The following is a 520-nucleotide window of genomic DNA, read 5'->3' on the forward strand; positions in this document are numbered from 1 at the left end:
CGCTGAGATTTCAGCGTCGCTCGCATTAGGGGTAACCCATAAACCCATAGAGGGGAATGTCTCCTCTATGGGGTCATTCCTTCTTTTTTATATTAGGAAGAAATGATATGACTCAACTTATGGTGACGGTAACACTGGCCGGTGGGCAAAAAATCGATTGTGACGTCTCTAAACATCACTATCGTAATAACAAGCAAATTGCGCTTCAGTTATGCACGGCCGATACAAAACGAAATGAAGCTTCGGATTCGTTTCCAGGAGAGCCAATGGGCACTCCGACGGTGTGTTTACCCAACAATCACTTCAACGAGAATGAAACGGCCATCAAAGATTGCGACGAGTACGCTGGATTTTTAGGCGCGCTTGAGCAAGCAGGAGTGGTTCGACGTACCACGAGAACCATTCATGGTCCGTACGTTTCGTATCACGTCGTGGAAGTGTTGATCTAACCGTAATGTAACCCATCCGACAGGGATCTCTATTCCTGTCGGGGGATTGGGGTTTTCTGTCTTTTTTGTTA

Annotated in this window: 1 protein-coding gene; it reads left to right on the forward strand. The window is 46.5% G+C overall.

What is annotated here, in order from left to right:
* Positions 1-107 precede the first annotated feature (107 nt).
* On the forward strand, positions 108-449 hold the full coding sequence (locus A142_RS15240; RefSeq protein WP_017110270.1) for a hypothetical protein: 342 nt from the start codon (positions 108-110) through the stop codon (positions 447-449).
* The last annotated feature ends 71 nt before the right edge of the window (positions 450-520 follow it).

Source organism: Vibrio splendidus 12E03 (assembly GCF_000272105.2).
In the GTDB taxonomy this organism is placed as follows: Bacteria; Pseudomonadota; Gammaproteobacteria; order Enterobacterales; family Vibrionaceae; genus Vibrio; species Vibrio splendidus_I.

Excerpts from the sequence above, each read along its gene's own strand:
- A142_RS15240 (WP_017110270.1), top strand. The coding sequence starts at position 108 with ATGACTCAACTTATGGTGACGGTAACACTGGCCGGTGGGCAAAAAATC.